At 71.9% G+C, this 20,571-nt stretch carries 17 protein-coding genes and 1 riboswitch; of the genes, 5 read left to right on the top strand and 12 right to left on the bottom strand.

Going from position 1 to position 20,571, the window contains the following annotated elements; all coding sequences use genetic code 11:
• The first annotated feature begins 19 nt into the window (after positions 1-19).
• Both AB0K37_RS00900 and AB0K37_RS00895 read left to right on the top strand, forming a co-directional pair.
• On the top strand, positions 20-598 hold the full coding sequence (locus AB0K37_RS00900) for a hypothetical protein (protein WP_363972749.1): 579 nt from the start codon (positions 20-22) through the stop codon (positions 596-598).
• Positions 599-1,240: 642 nt separating this feature from the next.
• Complete coding sequence (locus AB0K37_RS00895) at positions 1,241-1,969, top strand: hypothetical protein (protein ID WP_363972746.1); 729 nt, start codon at positions 1,241-1,243, stop codon at positions 1,967-1,969.
• Between the two features lies 1 nt (position 1,970).
• Here AB0K37_RS00895 and AB0K37_RS00890 read toward each other — a convergent pair whose 3' ends face one another.
• The 9 genes from AB0K37_RS00890 to metH form a co-directional block, all read right to left on the bottom strand.
• Positions 1,971-2,771, bottom strand: coding sequence for an NUDIX domain-containing protein (locus AB0K37_RS00890; protein WP_363972743.1), 801 nt, complete (start codon positions 2,769-2,771; stop codon positions 1,971-1,973).
• A gap of 74 nt (positions 2,772-2,845) precedes the next feature.
• Positions 2,846-4,213: an MFS transporter gene (locus tag AB0K37_RS00885; RefSeq protein WP_363972740.1), complete on the bottom strand. Its 1,368-nt coding sequence runs from the start codon at positions 4,211-4,213 to the stop codon at positions 2,846-2,848.
• A 28-nt stretch (positions 4,214-4,241) separates the two neighbouring features.
• Positions 4,242-5,177 carry a class A beta-lactamase gene (gene bla / locus AB0K37_RS00880; protein ID WP_363972737.1) on the bottom strand — a complete coding sequence of 312 codons (936 nt, stop codon included), beginning with the start codon at positions 5,175-5,177 and terminating at the stop codon, positions 4,242-4,244.
• A gap of 205 nt (positions 5,178-5,382) precedes the next feature.
• Positions 5,383-5,637 carry a hypothetical protein gene (locus AB0K37_RS00875; protein WP_363972734.1) on the bottom strand — a complete coding sequence of 85 codons (255 nt, stop codon included), beginning with the start codon at positions 5,635-5,637 and terminating at the stop codon, positions 5,383-5,385.
• On the bottom strand, positions 5,634-7,166 hold the full coding sequence (locus AB0K37_RS00870) for a hypothetical protein (RefSeq protein ID WP_363972731.1): 1,533 nt from the start codon (positions 7,164-7,166) through the stop codon (positions 5,634-5,636). The genes AB0K37_RS00875 and AB0K37_RS00870 overlap by 4 nt, the downstream gene beginning before the upstream one ends.
• Before the next feature lie 75 nt (positions 7,167-7,241).
• On the bottom strand, positions 7,242-8,300 hold the full coding sequence (locus AB0K37_RS00865) for an SRPBCC family protein (RefSeq protein ID WP_363972728.1): 1,059 nt from the start codon (positions 8,298-8,300) through the stop codon (positions 7,242-7,244).
• Between the two features lie 162 nt (positions 8,301-8,462).
• Entirely contained in the window at positions 8,463-9,125 is a 663-nt protein-coding gene (locus AB0K37_RS00860) for a formylglycine-generating enzyme family protein (RefSeq protein WP_363972725.1), read from the bottom strand.
• 30 nt (positions 9,126-9,155) lie between these two features.
• Entirely contained in the window at positions 9,156-10,472 is a 1,317-nt protein-coding gene (locus AB0K37_RS00855) for a HEAT repeat domain-containing protein (RefSeq protein ID WP_363972722.1), read from the bottom strand.
• 73 nt (positions 10,473-10,545) lie between these two features.
• Complete coding sequence (gene metH, locus AB0K37_RS00850) at positions 10,546-14,151, bottom strand: methionine synthase (RefSeq protein ID WP_363972719.1); 3,606 nt, start codon at positions 14,149-14,151, stop codon at positions 10,546-10,548.
• A 23-nt stretch (positions 14,152-14,174) separates the two neighbouring features.
• A riboswitch (S-adenosyl-L-homocysteine riboswitch) is annotated at positions 14,175-14,255 on the bottom strand.
• 67 nt (positions 14,256-14,322) lie between these two features.
• On the opposite strand from metH, the gene AB0K37_RS00845 reads away from it, so the two are divergent.
• The gene (locus tag AB0K37_RS00845; RefSeq protein WP_363972716.1) at positions 14,323-14,952 is read left to right on the top strand and encodes a uridine kinase; all 630 of its coding nucleotides are present in this window, start codon (positions 14,323-14,325) and stop codon (positions 14,950-14,952) included.
• Here AB0K37_RS00845 and AB0K37_RS00840 read toward each other — a convergent pair.
• The 3 genes from AB0K37_RS00840 to AB0K37_RS00830 all read right to left on the bottom strand — a co-directional run bounded on the left by AB0K37_RS00840 (position 14,949) and on the right by AB0K37_RS00830 (position 18,006).
• Positions 14,949-15,332: a DUF6221 family protein gene (locus tag AB0K37_RS00840; RefSeq protein ID WP_363972713.1), complete on the bottom strand. Its 384-nt coding sequence runs from the start codon at positions 15,330-15,332 to the stop codon at positions 14,949-14,951. The genes AB0K37_RS00845 and AB0K37_RS00840 overlap by 4 nt on opposite strands.
• Positions 15,333-15,405: 73 nt before the next feature.
• Positions 15,406-16,659: a lipase family protein gene (locus AB0K37_RS00835; RefSeq protein WP_363972710.1), complete on the bottom strand. Its 1,254-nt coding sequence runs from the start codon at positions 16,657-16,659 to the stop codon at positions 15,406-15,408.
• An 84-nt stretch (positions 16,660-16,743) separates the two neighbouring features.
• Positions 16,744-18,006 (bottom strand): glycosyltransferase, encoded by a 1,263-nt coding sequence (locus tag AB0K37_RS00830; protein ID WP_363972708.1) that lies wholly within the window; start codon positions 18,004-18,006, stop codon positions 16,744-16,746.
• Positions 18,007-18,053: 47 nt separating this feature from the next.
• Here AB0K37_RS00830 and AB0K37_RS00825 point away from each other — a divergent pair, with 47 nt between their 5' ends.
• Entirely contained in the window at positions 18,054-19,529 is a 1,476-nt protein-coding gene (locus tag AB0K37_RS00825; protein ID WP_363972706.1) for a class I SAM-dependent DNA methyltransferase, read from the top strand.
• Entirely contained in the window at positions 19,526-20,563 is a 1,038-nt protein-coding gene (locus tag AB0K37_RS00820; protein WP_363972703.1) for a restriction endonuclease subunit S, read from the top strand. The genes AB0K37_RS00825 and AB0K37_RS00820 overlap by 4 nt, the downstream gene beginning before the upstream one ends.
• Positions 20,564-20,571 lie beyond the last annotated feature (8 nt).

Below are 20,571 nucleotides of genomic sequence, written 5' to 3'. Positions count from 1 at the left end.
ACCCAAAGAGGGGAAAACCATGAAGAAGCTTCAGCTGCTCCGGAAGACGCTGTCGGGTGCGCCGGACCTGTGCCAGCGGGTCTGGAAGAAGGTTCGGCAGGGTTCGACGGACCTGTACCGGCGGGTCACGACGAAGAAGATCCGAATGATCTCGATCGTCATGGGCGCCGTCCTCGGCGCCGTCGTCGAGGGCATCGCCATGGGCCCGAGCTGGATGGGGGCCGCCGACTCCACCGACCTCGACTACCTCGTCTCCGGTGCCGTCTTCGGCGCCTTCTACGGCACCATCTGCGGCGGTTGCGGCGTCCTGCTGGGCGCCTGCGCCCCCGTCACGGCCGGCCGGCAGCGGCGGGCCTTCCGGACCGCCGTCACCGCCGCCGTCGTCGGAGTCGCCGCGAGCCTCGCCATGGCCGGCTCCAGCCTCGCCGGCCTCGACATCGCCAGCGGGAACCTCTTCGTCTGGCACTACCTGCCCGTCTTCTGCGGCATCGTCGCGGGCATGGCCGTCGGCATCCTCGACGTCATGGCCGAGGCCAGGGCCGAGGACACGGCCGTGACCGAGGCTCTGGCCCTGGCCAAGGCCGCGGCAGACGACTGATCCACTCGCGGGGCTCGGCACCGGCCGGGTCCCGCACCCCGGGGGCCTGGCCATGCCAGGCCCCCCACGTCCTTCCGCGCTTCTCGTCGTCCCCCCACTCGTCACCAAGCGGCGTCACTTGTGGCCCGGCCTGCGGAAAGTGGGTCTGGTGGCGCATCCGCCCGTGTCCTTCCCCCCGAACATCGAGTACGCGGCGTGCCGCCGCCCTGGGGAGGGGTCATGACGGCGGCACGCCGCGCTCACGGACGAACGCGACGGCGCCTGAACAGACGGCGCCCCGGCCGCATCTAACGTTCGGGTCGACTCCCCTACACGGATTCGGCCAGCTCATGCACCATGGACCCGGGCCCGTGCCGGGCCGGTGTATCGGACGTCCACAGCGACACCCCTGAGGAGCCCTTGGTGACAGGTCCCGGTGGTCCGTCATGGGGACCCGGTGGGCACAGGCCGCCCCCGATTCCGCCGCAGAGTCAGCCGCCTCACCCCGGATACGGGGCACCGCCGCCCCACTATCAGCCTTACCCGCCTTACCCGCAGCGTCCCTACCCGCCGCAGCCTCCGCCCCCGCACCCGCCGTATCCGCCCCCGGGATACCAACCGCCCCCGGGATTCCAGCCGCCCCCGCCGCCTCCGCCGTCGCGGATGGGACGGGGCATCCGGAAGGTGAACCCGTTCCGCGTCGCGCAGAAGGTGTTCCGGCCCTCGCGGCCGGACCTGATCGTCGACGCGCGCGTCCGGAAGTTGCAGGTCGCCCGCGCCTGGGCGGGCATCGTGGTGACGCTCGCCGTGGCCGCCGTCTACAGGGTCACCGCCCCCAAGGAACTGGCGAGCGAGCGGTTCGGCGACGCCTGGATCAACGTCCTGATCCTCACGTGCGTCCTGCCCTTGGTCGTCGGGGGCTTCGTGGTGGCCGCCCGGCCGCCGAACCGCGGCGCGTTCGCGCGCCGGCTCCGCTACCCCCTGATCGCGGTCGGCGCGATGTTCGGCTCCATGTTCACGTTCGTGCTCGCGGCCGTCCCCGATCTGGAGGGTGTGCGTGACGCGGCCGGGCCGGTGGTCATGATCCCCGCGGGCGTGGTCCTCTTCCTCTGGATGCTCCCCTTCACCCTCTACGGCATCGTCCTCTCCCTGACCAACGTGTTCCGGACGGCCGACATCCACGAGGTGGTGCCGCCCCTGGTGAGCGTGTCGGCGGCCTGGGTGATGGCCGTGGTCAACGTGTTCGATGACTCCTTCAAGGGAGTTCCGCCCCTCTTGGCCTTCGTGCTGATACTGGGAGCGCCGGTGACGGTGTCCGCCCTCGCCCACTACGAGTTGCGCAGGCTGCGCCTTCTGCACGGCATCACATTGCGCAACACACTGCTGCGCTGACTCAGCGGGATTCCTTCCACCCGTGGACGCTGAACGTTTCCCCGCGGCCGATGGCTGCGAGGGCCTGCGCGCAGTGAGGGATCAGGTCGGGCGGTGGAGCCGCCGGATCGATCCACAGCGCTTCCGAAGCCTTGTCGGGTTCGGCCGCGTGCGGTTCGCCCGCCCAATGCTGAAAGGTGAACCAGTAGTCGCTGACCGCGTGGCAGGGGCCGGGCAATGACGCGGCGGTGCGGTGCATGACGTGGCAGAACTCGGCATCGTCGCGACGCAGCGTCACGCCGGTCTCTTCCCGGGCCTCGCGGATCGCCGCCGCCAGGACGTCTTCGCCGGGCTCGATGCGCCCGGCGGGCGGGCACAGCCAGCCGTCGCGGTAGCCGGTGTTGAAGCGGCGCAGCATCAGCACCGCTCCGTCCTCGCGCCGCAGCAAGACGTGCGGCGCGATGAACGAGCCATGCCAGCCGTTCGCAGCTCCCCCGGCGACTTCGCGGGCGGACACGACACCGAGCCGCCTGGCCAGGTGCCGTCCGGCCTGTTCAGGGCCACCGGCCAGGTCGACCATGGGCACGGCGGCGGACAGGATCACGTCGGCCAACTCGTCCAGGACGTCCGCAACGGTCTTGTGGACGCCCTTGCGAGGATTGCCGCCGGTCATCCCGAGATAGGCCTCGACGACCTCGCCGACCTCCTCGGCGACCTTCATCACCAGCGCATGCGTCGGCACCTCGGCCAGATAACCGTCCAGGATCCGGGCGGTATCAGCCCAGAACCCACCGCAGGGCTCAGTACCTTCGACGTTCGCCACGCCGCGACCCTAGACCCCGGGGCGGCACCGCATCCCCGATTCTCGAACATCTGGTCGAGTAATCGTCCCGGCCGTCACCGGGACGATCTCCTGGGACGTGCCGCAGGGCCGCCCGCGGCGGCCTGGTCCAGGACCTCGCGGGCGTCGCGTTCGAACGACGTCCTCGCCCGCAGCGTGAGGAGCCCGCCGGCGACCGTCGGGACCAGCAGGACGTACATCCCGGAGAGCAGCGACCCGAACCGGTCCGAGGCGACGCCGACCACCAGGGAGCCGAAAGCGCCACCGCCCGTGATGAGCAGTTGCAGGACAGCGAATCCGAGGCCGCGGGAGGCGGCCGGGACCACGTCCGCCACGCATGCCGTCAGGTTCGGGATCGCAATGCCCATGAGCGAGCAGGAGAGCAAGAACAGAGCGACGAGCGCCACGAGCGAGTCCATCGGCAGCGCGACGGCCAGAACCAGTGAACCCGCCGTGATGCCGGCGCCGCCCGCCAGAAGCCGGCCACCCTTGCGGGTGCGGTGCCATCTCCTGCCGAGCCAGGAGCCGATCAGAGTGCCGGTCAGCGTGCCCGCGACCGGGATCAGGCCGCTGAGCGCTCCCGCGGTACCCGTGCCGACGCCGAGGGTGCGCACCATGAGCGTCGGCAGCCAGTAGAAGATCCCGGCCAGGCCGAGGGTGAGGAAGGAGAGCCCGGCACAGACGAACCCCAGGGTGGGGATGGTGAGGACCTGCCGGAGGCGTCGCCAGAACGGCGGGTCGTCCATCAGCGGTGCGGGCGTGGCCGGGGCCGGGGCCCGGGCCGTGCGGTCCTCGGCGACCAGGCGGTCCAGTTCCCCGCGGCGCGGCTCGCGCAGCAGCAAGACCGCCAGGGCCGTGAGAACGCCCGGCACGGTCATGACGAGGAACGCCGTCCGCCAGGAGAACGCCTCCGCCAGGACCCCGCCCAGCAGCGTGCCGAGCCCCCCGAGATGGGCGGTGACGCGCGTGAGCCCGTACGCCCTGGCCCTGCTGACCGGCGGATAGTAGTCGGCGAGGAGGCTCCCCGAGGCGGGGTTGTCGATGTTCTCGGCCGCCGCGAGAAGCACTCGCGTCACGTAGAACATGCCGAACCCGGTCGCCAGCCCGGAGCCCAGCGTGGCGATCGCCCAGGCGAAGACGACCACCGCGATGATCCGGGTGCGGCTGAACCGGTCCGCCAGATAGCCGGCGGGCAGGCACACCACCGCCGCGGCCAGCGCGGCCGCCGTGGGGATCGTGCCTGCGGCGGTGTCGCCGAACCCCCATTCCCGCTGGACGGCCGGGAGCACGCCGGCGAGGAGGTTGTGCTCGATCCGGTCCACGAGCCCCACGAGGAACAGGACCACCAGGGGCGCCCAGCCGGACGGCGCGCGCGAACCCGCGTCCGCGACGCCGGCGCTCGGCGCCCCGGTCCCTCTGATCATGCCCACCTCGTCACATCCCGGTGCCGGATCACAGCCTGTCGAGTGCCTTGGCGAGCGCGGTCGCGGTGGAGGCGATCACCTTGTCGTCGTGCGCCATCGGGCGGTCGCGGTTGGTGAAGACGGACAGGACGAGCGGCGCGTCCGAGCCCGGAGGCCACGCGATCGCGATGTCGTCGGCGGTCCCGTAGTTCTGCGCGCCGCCGGTGCCCGTCTTGTCGCCGACTGTCCAGTCCTTGGGAAGCCCCGCCCGGATCCGGTTGGTGCCGGTGAGGCTGGCCTTCAGCCAGCCGACCAGCCGCGCCCGGTCGCGGGGGTGGAGGGTCGTGCCGGTGGTGAGCTTGGTGAAGGTGCGGGCGGCCGCCGCGGGGGTGGTGGTGTCGCGCACCTCGCCGGGCTTCCACTCGGTCAGGTGGGGTTCCGGACGGTCCAGGCGGCTCGTCCCATCGCCTGTGGAGCGGAAGAACCTGGTCAGCCCGCGCGGGCCGCCGATCTGCTTCAGGAGCGTGTTGCCCGCGAAACCGTCCGACTTGGTGATTCCGGCGCGGCAGAGCTGAGCCGGCGTCATGCCGGTGTCGGTGTATTCGGTGGTCTCCGGGGAATTCGTGGTCAGTTCGGCCATGTCCGCCGGCTTCCAGTGGACCACCTTGTCCATCAGCCCCGGTTCGGTGGTGCGCGCCTTGCGCAGCACCGCCGCGCACGCGAACACCTTGAACATGGAGTTGAACGGGAAGCGCTCGCCGGCACGGTAGCCGACTGTTCTTCCGGTCTCCAAGTCGATCCCTACCGCGCCGATACGGCCTTCGTAGGACGTCTCAAGCTCCCCCAGCGTCTTGACCAGGTCGAGGGAGGCGCGGCTCCCCGCCAAGGCGGCGACGCCGGCAGTCTTCGGCCCGTCCGGGGCGCCCGTCTCGGCCGCATGGGCAAGGCCGCCCAGCAGCACGGGCGCGGTCAGAGTCGCGACCACCAGTCGCCATCGGAGGTGTCGTGTCATGCCGAGAAGAAGATCAGGAACTCGGCAGGAATGTCCAATATCGATATCTATTATCCACCCATATTCAAACAGATATCGAAGATATTATGAGTGAGTTGCCCCTCTTTGACTGCCATAAAGGAACAAAAGGGCCTCTGTCCGATTCTGGAGCGTCAGGCCGCGCAGAGCGAGTCGGAAGCTAGTCGAGGTCGGGGAGTCTGGCGGCTATGGCGTAGTCGATCTGGATGTCGCGGTAGGTGGTTTCCTTTTTGACCTGGTCTGGGAGGTTGGTGCGGGCGCTTCCGGAGGTGGACTCGTCGGACGAGCCCTCGGTGAACGTCACCGAGACGTCGGGGACCACCTCGAAGCGGAGTTCGTCGGCCTTCACTTTGGCGGTGAAGAGGATGTCCGCCGTGCGCTGGAGCTCAGCGTCGGGGAGGTCGCCGGGGCTCATGAGCGCGTGCCTTGCTGGGAGAGCATCCGCAGGAGGGCCTTGCCGAGTTCGCGAACGGAATCCTCGGTCTCGCGCAGGGCGCCTTGGAGCGCCGTGATCTCCTGCTCTCCGTCGGACGTGCCCGCTCCGCTGTCCGTGTTCTTCTCGCCCTCTGGCTCGTCCTCGTCGCTGGAGGAGGCGTCCGACTTCGCTCCCTCCTTGTTCGGGGTAGGGGAATCCTCCGACTCCGCCTTCTCCTGGTCCCGGTCGGAGCTGTTCTCTGACTCCGCCTTCTTCTCGTCGCGCGCGGAGGAGTCCTCTGACTCCGCTCCCTCCTCGTCTCGGTCGGAGGAGTTCCCTGATTCCGCTCCCTCCTCGTCCCCGGTGGAGGCGTCCTCTGACTCCGCTCGTTCCTCGTTCTGGTTGGAGGAGTTCTCGGTGTCCGCTGCCTCCTTGTCTTGGCCGGGAGGGTTCTTTGGCTCCGTGCCTGCTGTGTCCTGCTCTGACGAGGCTTCGGGCTCTGCCTGCTCCTTGCCTTCTCCGGCGGAGTCGTCGGACGTCGCCGTGTCGGTGGCGCCTTTTGCGGTTTCGGCCGTTTGGCTCGCTGTGGCCTCGACGCCCTTGCCCGTGGCTTCGGCGGCTTGTCCGGCGCCCTTGCCGGCGTCCCGGACGCCTTCGCCCGCACCTTCGGCGGCACGGCCCGCGCCCTTGCCCGCCTCGCCGACGCCCTCGCCTACCTGTCCGGCGGCCCGGCCTGCGCCCCTGCCTGCTTCGCCTACGCCCTCGCCCGCGCCTTGGCCCACTTGTTCGGCGGCGCGGCCCGCGCCCTTGCCCGCCTCACCTACGCCTTCGCCTGCGCCTGCGCCCACGTGCTCGGCCGCTCGTCCGGTGCCCTTGCCGACCTGGCTGACGCCCTCGCCCGCGCCTCGGCCGACCTCGCTGACGCCTTCGCCCGCGCCCTTGCCGACTTCCTTGACCGCGCCGCCCGCACCTTCGCCGACGTCCTTCACCGCGCCGCCCGCGCCCTCGCCGACGCTCTCGACGGCGCCGCCGGCTCCGCGGCCGACGTCCTCCACGGCGCCCCTGGCGCCCTTGCCGACCTCGCCCACGGCGCTGCCGGTGCCGCCGCCGATGTCGCTCACGGCCGACTCGAGGCCGCGTCCGATGTGCTGGAGGATCTCCGGGTTGCGGTCGAGGGTGGTCAGGACGCGGTCGACGATGATGGCGACGTTGTCCAGCCGGACCTGGAGCTCGGCCTCCGCCTCGACGCCCTTGATCTCCAGTTTGACCCTGCCGAGGAACACGTCCGCGCCGACGTTCAGCTTGAGCAGGTCGAGGACCTCGGCGACGAGCGAGACGTGCGCCTCCAGGTTCTCGACCTCCAGCGAGATCTCCTCCACCTTGAGCTGCGGGACGTCGAGATGGACGTCAGGGCCCTCCGCGGGCTGCGCCCGCCTGTCCGGCTGGATGGTCCTTCCGGTCAGGCCCTCCGAGTCATCGCGGGACTCGTTCCGCTCGCGGTCAGCCTTGCCGGACGCGCCGTCGCTCATCGTTCCCCCCGATGCTCGCTCCTGGTCCCGGGGACGTCATGCCCCCCTCAGCGCCGCCTTCCACCAGCGAAGACGTTAGGCACGGGCGCTTTCTGGCTCTTTCTCCTCTTGCTTTGCCCCGGCCTCTTCCTTCTCGTCCTCTTGCTTTGCCTCGGGCTCTTCCTTCTCGTCCTCCTGCTTCGCCTCCGGCTCCTTCTCGCCTTCCTGCTTCTCCTTCTCCTCGTCCTGCTTCGCCGTCGGCTCCTCCTCTCCCTCTTCGCGGTCCTTGGCCTCCTGCTCCTCCTTGAGGGCGTCCTCGTGGGTCTTGACCACCTCGCCGTCGCGGATCTCGCCGCGCCAGCCCTCGACCTCTTCCTGCTCCAGCAGCGTCTTGGTCATCATGTGGCGCTTGATGTGCTTGAAGTCCAGGCGGAGGCGGCGGCCCTGGGCGCGCCACATGTTCGCGGTCTTCTCGAAGAACCCGTCCGGGTGGTACTCGGCCACCAGCAGGACCCGCGTCATGGACGGCGCCAGCTCGTGGAACGTCACCGCGCCGTCGACGTAGCCCTTGGGGCCCTTGGACTTCCAGACGATCCGCTCGTCGGGGACCTGCTCGATGATCGTCGATTCCCAGGTGCGGTGGGACAGGAAGACCTGCGCCCGCCAGTTGATCTTCTCGTCGGACTCCTGCTCGACGCTCTCGACCTTCTTGGTGAAGCTCGGGTAGTCGGCGAACTGCGTCCACTGGTCGTAGGCGACGCGGCGGGGCAGCCCCACGTCGAACTCCTCGATGATGTTGGTGACCTTCATCTTGCCCTGGCCGCCGCCCTTGCCGTCCTTGCCTCCTCCGCCGCCGAAGGCGTCCTTCACCTTGCCCTTCACCATCTCCTTCGCCCCGGTGGCGCCCGCGCCGAGGGCGGCCTTGAGCGGCGACTCGCCCTCAGCGAGCTTCTGCGCGCCCTTGACCGCCGCCTTCCCGGCGACTCCCCCGCCGTTCCCGGCGTCCAGCCGCTCGGTCAGGCCCTCGATCTGGCCGCTCGCCTTCTCCAGCGCCCGCACCATGAGGGCCTGGGCCAGGGCGCGGCCGGCGTCCTTGAGCTGCTCGACGGGGAGTTCCTGCGCCTTGCTGCCGTCCCCGTTGCCCGCTTCGGTCATGATCAGCCTTCGCTTCCTTGCCGTTTTCCCCTGACCCTGACGGCATAGCCTGAGGAATCGGGACTAAAACGACAAAAGCGCCCACTGGCCTGCAAAAACGAATGATCTACCCGCCGTATGCACGCGCGCGGGCGGCCCTTTCCTCCGGCCCCTCGCCCGCCGTCAGCGGACGGCGGACCGCGCCACGCGCAGGCCCACGTCGTCGATCCGGAACGTCGGGTGGCTGCGGCGCCGCACCGACGCCCGGCAGCTCCAGTGCTCGTCGGACCAACCGCCGCCTCGGAGCACCCGGTAGGCCCCGTAGACCTCGGCGTCGTAGAGGTCCCAGCACCACTCCCAGACATTGCCCAGCATGTCGTACAGGCCCCACGCGTTGGGCCGCTTGCCGCCCACGTCGTGGACGTGCTCCCCGGCGTTGCCGCGGTACCAGGCGATCTCGTCGAGCGGGCCGTACCGCGGGCCGCTCGTGCCGGCGCGGCAGGCGTGCTCCCATTCGGCCTCGGTCGGCAGCCGGTACCCGTCGGCGGAGGCGTCCCACTCGGCGCCCTCGCCGTCGGCGTCGAGCCGGTACGCGGGCGCCAACCCCTCACGCCGGGACAGGGCGTTGCAGAACCTCACCGCGTCCGACCACGAGACGCATTCGACGGGCAGCCGGTCGCCCCGTGCGGTGCTCGGCCGTTGACCGACGACCCGCGCGTACTGCGCCTGGGTGACCGGGAACGCCGCCAGCCGGTACGGCGCGAGGTCGACCGGCCAGCTGCTCCGCGTCCGCCGGTCCGACAGCGTCACCGTCCCCGGAGGGACCGCGACCATCTCGATTCCCATCGGCAGGTGATCCTACCGACGCCCGCCGGGTCAGATCTCCAGGGCGCCCGGGGGGTGACCGTGGCGGAGGCCGCAGGAGGTCAAGGCCAGGACGCCGTGCCCCTGGACGGACGTCTGCGGGCCCAGCGCGGACGGGTCGACCGAGGCGCGGGCCGCGAAGCTGGTGGCGTGGCACTCGTCGGGGATGCCGAGGTCCTTCTTGACCTGGAAGTAGCGGGCCTGGAAGGCGGCGCTGTCGTTGAGCTCGACGCCGTCGAAGGCGTCGTCGGGGAAGGCGTCGTCGTGCGGGAGGACGTAGCCGTCCTCGGCGGGGTGGGAGCCGATCTGGTCGTCCGGCTCGAAGACGTCGTAGTAGCGGACGAGGCCGCCGTCCTCGGCGACGCACCAGGCCGTCCACTCGTCGCCGCAGCTCGCGCCGTACCAGTGGGCCGCCCCGAACCGGCGGCTCAGGTCGCGGCAGCGGTCCTGGACCGCGGCGGCGTCGATGTCGTCCTCGTGGTCGGGGAAGGGGTCGCCGAAGACGAGGGTCCAGCCGTCCAGGCGCGGGGTGACGTAGACGCGGCGGCAGGAGCGGTGGTCACCGCTCCAGGCGTGGTGGTCGTGGTTCCAGGCGGACGCGCCGAGCCGCATCGTGACCGGCTCGGGATCGGAGAGGCCGAAGGCGTCGAGGACGGCGTCCCGGTCGCCGGTGGGGACGGCGTACCAGGTGCCGCACAGGTGCATGGGTTCGGGCGTCTCGGTGGCGAGCTTGGAACGGATCAGCCGCCGGACGAGGGCCCGGTCGAGTTCGTCGAGCGCGGACGGGCCGCCGACCGCGGCGAGGACCTCCAGGGCGCGGCGGCGGACGGCACCCCGGGAGCGGCGGATCCGGCGCAGGTGCGGGACGACGCCCGGGCCGATCTCCCCAAGGGCCCAGGCGACGCGTTGCCGGACGTCGGGGTCGGGGTCGTCCAGGAGGGCGAGGAGGGAGGGGGCGTGCGGGAGGGCCGCCTCTCCCTTGAGTTGCAGGACGTAGGCGGTGTTCGCGCGGACCTTGGGGCTCGGGTGGCTCAGGCCGGGAAGGAAGGCCGCCAGATCTTCGATCTTCAGGCCGCAGTGGGCCCAGCCGCAGCGGCGGGAGACCTCGTCGGTGGGCGCGGCCGCCATGGCCTCGACCAGGGGGGCGAGTGCGGGAAGACCGATGCGCCGCAGGACGGTGGCGCTGGTGGCCCAGTCGACCGGGGAGTCCTCGTCGCACAGGACGGCCAGGACGGGTCGGACGGCGGGCTCGCCGGCGGCCGCGAGGGCGTCGGCCGCCGCCTTGCCGTCGGGCCCGGCCAACTGGTCGATCAGTGCCTGTATCTCCACGCGAGCATGATCCCACTGCCCGGTGACATCCGCGGTCCCGTGGACGTCACCGGGCAATGGCCGGTCCGAACCGTCAGGACGGGTCGTAGGCGAGGTTGGGGGCGAGCCAGCGCTCGACCTCCGCGACCGGGAGCTCGCAGCGGCGGGCGTAGTCCTCGATCTGGTCCCTGCCGACGCGCCCGACCGTGAAGTAGCGCGACGCCGGGTGGGCGAAGATCAGGCCGCTGACGCTGGCGGCCGGGGCCATCGCGTACGACTCGGTGAGCTTCATGCCGAGGCGGCCCGCGTCCAGCAGGTCGAACAGGGTCTGCTTGAGGCTGTGGTCGGGGCTCGCCGGGTAGCCGAGGGCGGGGCGGATGCCGCGGAACCGCTCGGCGTGGAGGTCCTCCAGGGCGGGGTCGGCGTCCGGCTCGAACCAGGCGCGGCGGGCCTCCAGGTGGACGTACTCGGCGAACGCCTCGGCGAGGCGGTCCGCGAGGGCCTTCACCATGATCGACTTGTAGTCGTCGTTGTCGTGCTCGTACTTGGCGGCGAGGTCCTCGGCGCCGAGGATCGTCACGGCGAAGCCGCCGAGGTGGTCGCCGGACGGGGCGATGTAGTCGGCGAGGCAGCGGTTGGGGCGCCCCGCGGGCTTGGACGTCTGCTGGCGCAGCATCGGGAAGCGCGCGGCGCCGGGCAGGATGATGTCGTCACCGTCGGAGTGCGCGGGCCAGAAGCCGTAGGCGCCGTGGGCCTCGAACGCGCCGTCGGCGATGATCTGGTCGAGCAGCTCGTTGCCCTCGTCGAACAGCTCGCGCGCGACGGGCTGGTCGAGGATCGCCGGGTACTTGCCCTTCAGCTCCCAGGCCAGGAAGAAGAACTGCCAGTCGATCATCTCGCGGATCGCGGAGATCTCCGGGCGGACGATCCGCACGCCGGTGAAGTCAGGCGCCGGCAGGTCGCCGAAGTCGACCCGCTCCCGGTTCTCCCGGGCCTGCTCGATGGTGAGCAGGGGGCGGCGCTGCTTGTTCTCGTGCTGCTCGCGCAGCCGGGCCTGCTCCTCGCGGTTGGCGGCGTCCAGCGCCGCGGCGCGCTTGTCGTCGAGCAGGTCGGAGACGACGCCGACGACGCGGGAGGCGTCCAGGACGTGCACGGTCGTCGCGTCGTAGGCGGGCGCGATCTTCACGGCGGTGTGCTGACGGGACGTGGTGGCGCCGCCGATCAGCAGCGGCAGCCGCATGCCGCGGCGCTCCATCTCGGCGGCCACGGAGACCATCTCGTCCAGGGACGGGGTGATCAGCCCGGACAGCCCGATGGCGTCGGCGCCCTCCTGGACGGCGGTCTCCAGGATCTTGGCGGCGGGGACCATGACGCCGAGGTCGATGACGTCGTAGTTGTTGCAGCCGAGGACGACGCCGACGATGTTCTTGCCGATGTCGTGCACGTCGCCCTTGACCGTCGCGAGGACGATCTTGCCCTGGCCGCGGTCGCTCTGGACGCGGCCGGCGGCGAGCGCCTCCTGCTTCTCCTTCTCCATGAAGGGCTCCAGGTAGGCGACCGACCGCTTCATCACGCGGGCGCTCTTGACGACCTGGGGGAGGAACATCTTGCCGGAGCCGAACAGGTCGCCGACGACCTTCATGCCGTCCATCAGCGGGCCCTCGATGACGTCGAGGGGGCGTTCGGCCTCCTGGCGGGCCTCCTCGGTGTCCTCCTCGATGAAGTCGATGATGCCGTGCACGAGGGCGTGGGAGAGGCGGGCGGCGACCGGGGCGTCGCGCCAGGACAGGTCGACCTCGCGCCTGGTCCGCTCGCCCTTGACGTTCTCGGCGAACGACACGAGCCGGTCGGTGGCGTCGGGACGGCGGTCGAACAGCACGTCCTCGACCAGTTCGAGCAGGTCGGCGGGGATGTCCTCGTAGACGGCGAGCTGCCCGGCGTTGACGATGCCCATGTCGAGGCCGGCCCGGACGGCGTGGAACAGGAACGCCGAGTGCATCGCCTCGCGGACGACGTCGTTGCCCCGGAACGAGAACGACAGGTTGGAGATGCCGCCGCTGGTGCGGGCGCCCGGGCAGCGCTCCTTGATGAGGGGCAGCGCGTCGATGAACGCCTTGGCGTAGCCGTTGTGCTCGGAGATGCCGGTCGCGACGGCGAGGACGTTCGGGTCGAAGATGATGTCCTCGGCCGGGAACCCGACCTCCCGGGTGAGCAGGTCGTAGGCGCGGGCGCAGATCGCCACCTTGCGCTCGGTGGTGTCGGCCTGGCCCGTCTCGTCGAAGGCCATGACGACGACGCCGGCGCCGAAGTCGCGGATGCGGCGGGCCTGCTCCAGGAACGGGCCCTCGCCCTCCTTGAGGCTGATGGAGTTGACGACGCCCTTGCCCTGGACGGTCTTCAGCCCCGCCTCCAGCACGCTCCACCGCGAGCTGTCGACCATGATCGGGATGCGGGCGACCTCGGGCTCGGTGGCGATGAGGTTGAGGAACGTCGTCATCTCCCGCTCGCTGTCGAGCAGGTCGGCGTCCATGTTGACGTCGAGCAGGTTCGCGCCGCCGCGCACCTGGTCGAGCGCCACGTCCACGGCGGCCTGGTGGTCGCCCGCCTCGATGAGCTTGCGGAACTTCTTGGAGCCGGTGACGTTGGTGCGCTCGCCGATCATCACGAAGCCGGTGTCGGCGCCGATCGCGAACGGCTCCAGGCCGCTGAACCGGCTCGCCGCGCCGGGCCGGACGACCTCGCGGGAGCCGACGCCCCGCACCGCCTCGGCGATCCTGGCGATGTGCTCGGGGCCCGTCCCGCAGCAGCCGCCGACGACGTTGACCATGCCGGACGCGGCGAACTCGCCGACCTTGCGGGCCGTCTCCTCCGGGGTCTCGTCGTAGCCGCCGAAGGCGTTCGGCAGGCCCGCGTTCGGGTGGCAGGCGGTGTAGGTGCCGGCCAGGCGCGCGAGCTCCTCCACGTGGGGGCGCATCTCGTCGGCGCCGAGCGAGCAGTTCACGCCCACGACCAGCGGCTCGGCGTGCTCGATCGACCGCCAGAACGCCTCGACGGTCTGCCCGGAGAGCGTCCGGCCGGACAGGTCGACGATGGTCACCGAGATCCACAGCGGCAGGTGCGGGGCGACCTCGCGGGCGGCGGCGATCGCGGCCTTCGCGTTCAGCGTGTCGAAGATCGTCTCGATCAGCAGCAGGTCGACGCCGCCCTCGGCGAGCGCGCCGATCTGCTCGGCGTAGGCGTCCTTGACCTGGTCGAACGTGACGGCGCGGTAGGCCGGGTCGTCGACCCGCGGGGACAGCGAGAGCGTGACGTTCAGCGGGCCGATGGAGCCGGCGACGTAGCGGCCGCCGAACTCGTCGGCGGCCTGCCGGGCCAGCCGGGCGCCCTGCACGTTCATCTCCCGGACCAGGCCCTCAAGGCCGTAGTCGGCCTGCCCGATGCTGGTCGCGGTGAAGGTGTTGGTCGTCGTGATGTCGGCGCCGGCCCGCAGGTACTGCCGGTGGACGTCCAGGATCACGTCGGGGCGGGTGAGGTTCAGCAGGTCGGGGTCGCCGGTGACGTCCTTGGGGTGGTCGTCGCCCACGAGGTCGCCGCGGTAGTCGGCGGGGGCCAGGCCCGCGCCCTGGAGCATCGTGCCCCACGCGCCGTCCAGCACTGCGATCCGCTGCTCAAGAAGTTCGCGCAATGGAGTCTGGGTCATTTTTTTCGAGCACCTCCCATGGCATCTGGGAGGCGCCCTTGCGGAATCAGGTGTCTCGGGCCGAGCGTGGCGGGCTCTCGCCCGTTGCAGCGCCTCTCGGCCCGGTACCGAGGTTACATTCCGAGGGGCCGGTGTGTCAGGCGCGCCCGGGGTTGCGGGCAGGATGAGGTGATGCGCGCACGACCGATCTCGCCGTCTCTGGTGGTCGAGGAGCTGGCCGACCGGATCACGGCGTCCGGGACCGGCTCCTGGTCGCGGGTGGCGATCGACGGGGCGCCGCCCGCGGCGCCTTCGGACCTGGCCGACGCCCTCGTCTCTCCCCTGCGCGCTCTGGGACGGGACGTCGTGAGGGCGTCCGCGCGCGACTTCCTGCGGCCGGCGTCCCTGCGCTACGAGCACGGGCGGGACGACCCCGACCTCTTCTACGACGAGTGGCTCGACGTGAGTGGGCTCGTCCGGGAGGCGCTGGGGCCGCTGGAGCCGTCGGGCACGGGGAGGGTCCTGCCCAGCCTGTGGGACGCGGCGCTCGACAGGGCGACGAGGGCCGACTACGTGAGCGTCCGGCCCGGCGGGGTCCTGCTGCTGGACGGCTCGCTGCTGCTCGGACGGGGGCTGCCGTTCGAGCTCACCGTCCACCTGTCCCTGTCGCGCGGGGCGCTGGCGCGCCGCACGGCGCGCGACGAGGCATGGACTCTTCCCGCCTACGCGCGCTACGACTCCGAGGTCGAGCCGGTGCGGACCGCCGACGTCGTCCTGAAGGTGGACGACCCGGGCCACCCCGCGCTGATCACCGACGCCTAGGGCCGCCATTCCTCCCGGTAGGCGGGGTGGTGGGCGTAGGGCAGGGCGAGGAGGCGCAGGACCGTCTCGCGGACGGCCTGCGCCGCGTCGAGCTCGGGGGTGCGGTGGCCCTGGCCGAGGATCCAGGACTGCTTCTCGTAGTCGTCGACGATCTGGCGCTTGGCGGACACTTCGGCGAGCGCGCGGGCCGGGTCGTGGCGGGCGATGTGCTCGGCGTACGCGCCGTTCTCCGCCGTCGCGACGAAGGCGGGATCGTCCGTGCCGGGATCGCCGGTGCTGACCGTGCCGGAGGGTGCCGCCTTCCAGGGGGCGCCGGAGCAGGCGCGGGCCGTCTGCTCGTCCCTGTCCAGCCGTGCGCGGAGGAACTCCACCAGATCCATAGGGCCATCCTGCCCCCTGCGGAGCGGGATGGCCCTCTGGCCGTGGGCGCGGGATCGCCCTGCAGGCAAGGGATCAGGCGGCGCAGTTGCCGGTGACCGGCTTGCCCGCGAAGCGGTCGCCGAGGAACGCCATCGCGTCGGGCTCGCTCCAGAGCATGCCGGTGGCGTGCTCGGCGAAGGTGTAGGTCTTCCAGGTGACGTTGGCGCCCTTCGCGCACCACGCCTTGTGGAGGGTGTCGGCCTGACCGGCGGGGATGATCTCGTCGTAGACGGCCTGCGTCTGGAGCACCGGGGCGCTCGGGGCGGTGGATCCGAGCTTGTTGGCGTCCAGGCGCCGCTGCCACTCGGGGGTGGCCAGCGGGTCGCTGGTCGTGTAGTCGCTGATGTGCTTGAACGCGGTCTGCACGACCGTGAGGGGCCCGTCGAAGCTGACCAGGCACATGTCCTGGGCCTTCGCCAGCAGCTCGCGGCCGCTGTCGTTGAGGTACTTGGCCAGGTCGAGCTCGGGGTAGGCGGCGTCGTAGCCGACGGCGGCCATGAACATGAGCGCGACGAACGGGGAGCCGTCCAGGCTCTTGGCGACGGCCTGCAGGTCCGCCGGGACGCCGCCCGCGAACACGCCCTTGATCTCCAGTTCGGGGGCGTAGGTGTTCGCCAGCTCCGCCGCCCAGCCCGCGGTGGTGCCGCCCTGCGAGTAGCCCCAGAGGCCGACCGGCGAGCCGCCGAGCCCGGCGTCCGGGAGGCGCTGCGCGGCGCGGGCGACGTTCAGCAGGGCCCGGCCCTGGGAGCCGCCGACCTCGTAGGTGTGCCGGCCCGGGGTGCCGAGCCCTTCCATGTCGGTGACGGCGACGGCCCAGCCGCGGCTGAGCGCGTCGGCGATGAACAGCTCCTCGTAGTCCATGCCCTGGGTGAGGGTGTAGGACGGGGCGCAGGCGTCGCCGAGTCCACGCGTCCCGACGGCGTAGGAGACGAGCGGCCTCTCGCCCTCGCCCGTCCACTCCTTGGTGGGGACGAGGACCATGCCCGAGACGGCGGTCGGCTGCCCCTGCACCGTCTCCGACCGGTACAGCACCTGCCAGGACCTGACGCCCGCGTACGGCGAGTGGCCGACCGGGTCGACGGTGAACACCGCGGGCCGCGACCGGATGACGTCACCGGGCGCGCCCGCCGGGAGCGGAGAGGGCGGCTGGTAGAACGGGTCCTCGGCCGGGGGCTTGGCGTCCTGCGGCGCCGCGGCGGCGGTGCCCTGCAGGGCCGCCGCCGTCATGGCGAGGCCGAGGCACGACGCCAGCGCGGCGCGCACGACCCGGCGAACGGTGAGGGACATGGCGGGTAACCCTTCGACGTGGCGGCGGAGTCTTCGCCGCTGCCGCCGGCGTGACGGCCACCCGACAGTAACGTAATTGGACACTTACTCCAATGTCGCGCGGGACGCATCGGCGGCACCGGATTTGTGCCGTCCTGACAAAGTCCGCCCCGGCGGAGCCCCCTCCGGCACGGTCCGCCCCTTCCAGGCGCCGCCCCGCCCGGCGCGGTGCCTGCGGGCGGAGTCGAGCGTCATCGCCGCGTACAGCAGGGCCACGAGCGGCAGGGCCGGGGCGCGCAGCGGCGACAGGCCGTAGAAGCGCAGCATCGGCGCATAGGTGGCCGCCATGAGCGCCCAGGCGAGCCCGCCCGCCGCGAGGGCGGGCGCGCCGGCGCCGGGCGGGCCCGCGACCAGGCCCGCGACCGTCGCGGCGGGCGGGACCGCGTAGAGGAGCAGCAGGCCGGCGACGGTCGCGGCGAGCAGGACGGGCGAGTAGCGCAGCTGGTGGTAGGCGCTGCGGGCGATCATCGCCCAGAGGTCGGCGAGGCGCGGGTAGGGGCGGCGGCTGACGACGTCGCGGCTGAGATCGAGGCGGCACCGCCCGCCCGCGCGCTTGAGCAGCCGTCCCAGCGCCACGTCGTCGATCAGCGCGCCGCGGATCCGGTCGAGGCCCCCCGCCCTGGTGAGGGCGGCGCGGCGCACGAGCATGCAGCCGCCCGCGGCCGCGGCCGTGCGCGCCCCGTCGCGGCCGACGCGGCGGAACGGGTAGAGCTGGGCGAAGAAGTAGACGAAGGCGGGAACGACGACGCGTTCCCAGCCCGTGCGGGTGCTGAGCGTCGCCATCTGCGACAGCAGGTCGCGGCGTCCGGCCACCGCGGCGCGCACGAGCCCGTCCACGGTGCCGGGGGCGTAGGCGATGTCGGCGTCGGTGAAGAGCAGGAAGCCGGGTTCGCCCGCCGCCCGGACGCCCTCCGACATCGCCCAGACCTTGCCCGCCCATCCCTCCGGCCGCTCCCTCGCGGGCACGATCGTCAGGGCCGGGTCGCCGTCCGCCAGGGCGGCGGCCGTCCGGGCGGTGCCGTCGCTGCTCGCGTCGTCGACCAGGACCACGCGGAAGGCGCCCGGGTACCGCTGGGCGAGCAGGGTCGGAAGCGTCTCCGGGAGGACGGCAGCCTCGTCGCGGGCGGGGACGACGGCCACGACCTCGGGCCACTCGTCCGGTTCCGGCGCGTCGGGCAGTCCTGGTCCCGTCCGCCAGAAGCCGCCGTGCGCGAACGCCAGGTACAGCCATCCGGCCAGCGCCGCCACCGCCAGGACGCCCACGACCATCACGTCCGCAGCCTCGCACCGCACCGGCTCTCCGTCCATCGACGGCGTCCCGCCGGCGTGGCGGGCCGAGCGCTAAAGTCACGCGGATGGACGGTGTCCTCAAGAAAGGCGATGTCCTTAAGAAAGGCGATGTCCTTAAGAAAGGCGATGTCCTCTGGAACGGCGACGTCCTCTGGAAGGCCGCCGACAAGCTGCGCGGATCCGTCGACGCGGCGCAGTACAGAGATTTCGTCCTCGGGCTCGTGTTCCTCAAGTACGTGTCCGACTCGTCCGGGGACGGGGCCTTCCGGGTACCGGACGGGGCGCGGTGGGCGGACCTCTCCCCCGCCGCCGGGGACATCGGTGAGCGGATCGACGCGGCGATGGGCGCCGTCATGCGCGCCAACCCGTCGCTGGACGGCGCCCTCCCCCAGATCTTCACCCGGGTCGACCAGCGGCGCCTCGGCGAACTGGTCGAACTGATCGGCCGGGTGCGGTTCGGGGCGGATTCCGGGACGCGGCCCGCACGGGACGTGCTCGGCGAGGTCTACGAGTACTTCCTGGAGAAGTTCGCGCGGGCCGAGGGCAAGCGCGGCGGCGAGTTCTACACCCCCGCCGGCGTGGTCAGGCTGCTGGTGGAGGTCCTGGAGCCGTTCCGGGGGCGGGTGTACGACCCGTGCTGCGGCTCCGGCGGCATGTTCGTGCAGGCGGAGAGGTTCGTCCTCAGCCACCGGGGGCGGCCGGACGACATCGCGGTGTACGGGCAGGAGGCCAACGAGCGGACGTGGCGGCTGGCCAGGATGAACCTCGCCGTCCACGGGATCGCGGGTGACGTCCGCCGCGCCGACGCCTTCTACGAGGACGCCCATCCCGGCCTCGCCGCCGACCACGTGCTCGCCAACCCGCCGTTCAACATGTCGGACTGGTACCGCGATCCCGGCGACGCGCGCTGGCGGTACGGCGTCCCGCCCGCGGGGAACGCCAACTTCGCCTGGATCCAGCACATCGTGGCCAAGCTCGGGCCGCGCGGCCGCGCGGGCGTGGTGATGGCGAACGGATCGATGTCGTCCCGGCAGTCGGGCGAGGCCGGGATCCGCGCGGCGCTGGTGGAGGCCGACCTCGTCTCGTGCGTCGTCGCGCTGCCGGACCGGCTCTTCCGCACCACCCCGATCCCCGCCTGCCTCTGGTTCCTCGACAAGCGCAAGAGCGTCCCGGGCGAGGTGCTCTTCGTCGACGCCCGCGAGATGGGGACGATGGTCGACCGCACCGAGCGGATCCTCACCGACGACGACATCGCCCGGATCGCCGGCGCGTACCGGGCATGGCGCGACGGCGGCCATTCCGACGTCCCCGGCTTCTGCCACGCGGCGGGGCCGGATGAGATCAGGTCGCACGGCCACGTCCTCACGCCGGGACGCTACGTCGGCGCCGCCGAGGCGGACCGCGGCGACGAGCCCGCGGCCGACCGGGTGGAGCGGCTCACCAAGGAGCTCCTCACGCACCTGGAGGAGTCGGCGCGGCTCGACCAGGTCGTCCGGGACGAGCTGGGCCGGTTCGGCGGCCGAGCCGGGGCGGCTCGATGACCGGCGTGGCGCTGGGCGACCTCGTCACGTTCTCGAACGGCCGGTCGCGCCCCGTCCCGGGCACCCGCTACCGGACGTTCGGCGCCAACGGGGTCATCGGGACGTCCGGCGGGTTCAACGCCGGGCCGGGCTCCACCATCGTGGGCCGCGTCGGGAGCTACTGCGGGGCCGTCCACTACAGCCCCGACCGCTGCTGGGTCACCGACAACGCCATCATCGCCACGGCCAGGGACGGCGTGAACCCGCGCTACGTCCACTACCTGCTCAAGCGGCTCGGCCTGAACCGGTACCGCATGGGCTCCGGGCAGCCGCTCCTCACCCACGCGATCCTGAACGGCCTCGCCGTCCGGCGCCCGAACCGGGCGGAGCAGGACGCGGCGGCGTCCGTCCTGGGGGCGCTCGACGACAAGATCGAGGTGAACGGGCGCATCGCCGCCTGCGGCGACGCGCTGGTCCGCGCCCGCTACGACGAGGCGGCGGCCGCGGCCGCGTCCGCCGTCCCGATCGGCGACCTCGGGGAGCTGGTGCGCGGCAACGTCCCGCCGCAGCGGATCGGGCGGGACGAGAACTACATCGCCCTGGAGCACATGCCGAAGAGGCACATGTGGCTCTCGACCTGGACCGACGCGTCCGGCGTCACCAGCGCGAAACTGCGCTTCGCGGCCGGCGACGTCCTGTTCGGCAAGCTCCGCCCCGCCTTCCACAAGGCGGGCCTCGCCTTCGTGGACGGCGTCGCCTCGACCGACGTCCTCGTCGTCCGCCCGAAGGACGCCGCCCGCCGGGGCTGGCTCCTCGCCGCCCTGGCGAGCGACGAGGTCGTGGCGCACGCCTGCGCCGTCGGCGACGGCACGAAGATGCCGCGCGTCAGATGGCAGGACATCGCCGCCTTCACGGTCCCCTGGCCCGGCGACGGCGCCGCCCGCTCGTTCGGCGGTTTCGCCGCCGCGCTGGCGCGGCGGGTGGAGGCCGCCACGGCGGAGACCGCGGCCCTCGCGGAACTCCGCGACACCCTCCTGCCGGAACTGATCCCCTGACGCGCGCC

The sequence above is a fragment of the Actinomadura sp. NPDC049753 genome (genome assembly GCF_040674655.1).
In the GTDB taxonomy this organism is placed as follows: Bacteria; Actinomycetota; Actinomycetes; order Streptosporangiales; family Streptosporangiaceae; genus Spirillospora; species Spirillospora verrucosospora.
The sequence above is the reverse complement of the archived record's forward strand: the minus strand, read 5'-3'. Positions and strand labels throughout refer to the sequence as shown.

Coding starts and splice junctions, on each gene's coding strand:
- AB0K37_RS00900 (WP_363972749.1), top strand. CDS start 20: ATGAAGAAGCTTCAGCTGCTCCGGAAGACGCTGTCGGGTGCGCCGGAC.
- AB0K37_RS00895 (WP_363972746.1), top strand. CDS start 1,241: ATGGGACGGGGCATCCGGAAGGTGAACCCGTTCCGCGTCGCGCAGAAG.
- AB0K37_RS00885 (WP_363972740.1), bottom strand. CDS start 4,213: ATGATCAGAGGGACCGGGGCGCCGAGCGCCGGCGTCGCGGACGCGGGT.
- AB0K37_RS00875 (WP_363972734.1), bottom strand. CDS start 5,637: ATGAGCCCCGGCGACCTCCCCGACGCTGAGCTCCAGCGCACGGCGGAC.
- AB0K37_RS00870 (WP_363972731.1), bottom strand. CDS start 7,166: ATGAGCGACGGCGCGTCCGGCAAGGCTGACCGCGAGCGGAACGAGTCC.
- AB0K37_RS00865 (WP_363972728.1), bottom strand. CDS start 8,300: ATGACCGAAGCGGGCAACGGGGACGGCAGCAAGGCGCAGGAACTCCCC.
- AB0K37_RS00860 (WP_363972725.1), bottom strand. CDS start 9,125: ATGGGAATCGAGATGGTCGCGGTCCCTCCGGGGACGGTGACGCTGTCG.
- metH (WP_363972719.1), bottom strand. CDS start 14,151: ATGACCCAGACTCCATTGCGCGAACTTCTTGAGCAGCGGATCGCAGTG.
- AB0K37_RS00845 (WP_363972716.1), top strand. CDS start 14,323: ATGCGCGCACGACCGATCTCGCCGTCTCTGGTGGTCGAGGAGCTGGCC.
- AB0K37_RS00840 (WP_363972713.1), bottom strand. CDS start 15,332: ATGGATCTGGTGGAGTTCCTCCGCGCACGGCTGGACAGGGACGAGCAG.
- AB0K37_RS00835 (WP_363972710.1), bottom strand. CDS start 16,659: ATGTCCCTCACCGTTCGCCGGGTCGTGCGCGCCGCGCTGGCGTCGTGC.
- AB0K37_RS00830 (WP_363972708.1), bottom strand. CDS start 18,006: ATGGACGGAGAGCCGGTGCGGTGCGAGGCTGCGGACGTGATGGTCGTG.
- AB0K37_RS00825 (WP_363972706.1), top strand. CDS start 18,054: ATGGACGGTGTCCTCAAGAAAGGCGATGTCCTTAAGAAAGGCGATGTC.
- AB0K37_RS00820 (WP_363972703.1), top strand. CDS start 19,526: ATGACCGGCGTGGCGCTGGGCGACCTCGTCACGTTCTCGAACGGCCGG.